Origin of the sequence: Trichococcus sp., assembly GCF_049589555.1 — a bacterium.
In the GTDB taxonomy this organism is placed as follows: Bacteria; Bacillota; Bacilli; order Lactobacillales; family Aerococcaceae; genus Trichococcus.
On record NZ_JBAWAZ010000247.1, the window covers coordinates 1 to 1,710 of the forward strand.

Annotated in this window: 2 protein-coding genes; one reads left to right on the forward strand and one right to left on the reverse strand. The window is 49.3% G+C overall.

Annotation, left to right across the window (positions count from 1 at the left end):
• Positions 1-606 (forward strand): ROK family protein (locus tag WBV27_RS09085; RefSeq protein WP_424201369.1); only part of this gene is annotated, 606 nt, incomplete at its 5' end.
• A 122-nt stretch (positions 607-728) separates the two neighbouring features.
• Here the strand turns inward: WBV27_RS09085 and WBV27_RS09090 are convergent.
• A partial coding sequence (locus WBV27_RS09090) for an alpha-galactosidase (protein WP_424201371.1) occupies positions 729-1,710 on the reverse strand: 982 nt, incomplete at its 5' end.

The window sequence follows — 1,710 nt, forward strand, 5'->3', positions numbered from 1 at the left end:
AAGGCTGCTGCCTTGTCGGAGCTTTGGCTCGGTAACCTCAATGGCATCGAAAACGGTTTGGCGCTTGTGCTCGGAACCGGCATCGGCGGCGGGCTGATCCTTGACGGCAAACTCTATCAGGGCAAGCATTTCCAGGCCGGCGAATTGAGCTTCATGATGAAGCAATCCGGCAAGCCATCCTTTGAAGATATGTACGGCATGACCGGTTCGGCTGTTGGACTCGTCAAGAAGGTGAACCTGGAACTGGGGACCGAGGACACGAAGGATGGCGCAGCTGCCTTCGAAGCGATCAATCAAAAAGACCCGAGCGTCTATCCGATTTTTGAAGCCTTCGCCAGAGAAATCGCCTACATGATCTGCAATGTCCAAGCCATCCTTGACCTCGAAAAGATCGTCATCGGCGGCGGGATCAGCGCCCAACCGATCGTTGCCGAAGAAATCCGCAAACAATACCGCGCTATCCGCGCAGGTCTGCCTTTTGTGGCGAACACTTTGACGGAAGTTGAAATCGACAGCTGCCGCTTCCTGAATGATGCGAACCTGTTGGGGGCATTATACCAATTGTTGCTGAACGCAGATGAGGAGATGGCAGTGCCATCCCTTTGATTGGACATAACTAATTAGTCTTGAAATGTAAAAATAGAAATAACCTCCAAGGAGTAAGCATCGCTGCTTTCCGTGGAGGTTATTTTGGTTTGTTCGGCCTGGTTATACGAGGTTAATCAGGATTAACACTTTTCGAAATCCAATCTCAAAGCTAAGTGATCTCCGATCGGGTTCTCCAATGCAATACCGCAATTAGCGAGTTCTGAGCCGGAATACTGCTTCCGGCTGTTGACCTCGACGTAGTTTGCTTTCAGGTCAATAAAGGGAATTTTAATCAGCAAAGACAACTCTGATACGTCATATGTATTGCGGAAGAGGTAAATAATGATTTTATTCCTCGCCTCATCAGTGAACATCCAGGTGCAGTGGTTGGTGTCGAAGGGTGATTCCAATCGATAAAATTCGCTTGTCATCAAGAAGTCCCGATCCTCCTTGTATCCTTCGACGTGGGCTTTGATGACAGCCTTCTCGTGGTCGCTGAGTTGCATGATATCCATCTCATATCCCATATTCGTGGAGGAAGCGAGATGCTTCCTCGTTTCGAAATCTGTCACGCGACCCGTTTGATGATTCGGAACGGATGAAACATGACCAGTCAAAGAATAAGGGGGAAACAGGTAAGAAGCGCCGTATTGGATCCGCTGTCTGTCCAATCCATCGGTGTTATCGCTGGCCCAAGTTTGAGGCATGAAGTACAACATCCCCGGATCTAATCTCCCGCCGCCGCTTGAGCAATTCTCAAAAAGGACTTCAGGGAAAAGTGTCGTGATCGTATTGAGTATGCGGTAAAGCCCCATCATGTAGCGGTGCGAGTACTCGTTCGCATGAGCTTGATTCGATAAGTTAGAAGCCGGGTCCGTTATATGGCGGTTCATGTCCCATTTGATATAGCTGATACCGAAATCTTTGATGCTTCGCGTCAGGAGGTCGATAATGAATGTCTGGACCTCTGCGTTCGTAAGGTCCAGCATGTACTGGCTCCTTCCTAGCAGCGGTTCGTATTCCGCGGTACGCATGACCCAATCCGGATGGTTCTGGATCAGATCGCTATTTGGAGAGATCATTTCCGGTTCAAACCAGATGCCGAATTGCATGTCCCTTTCC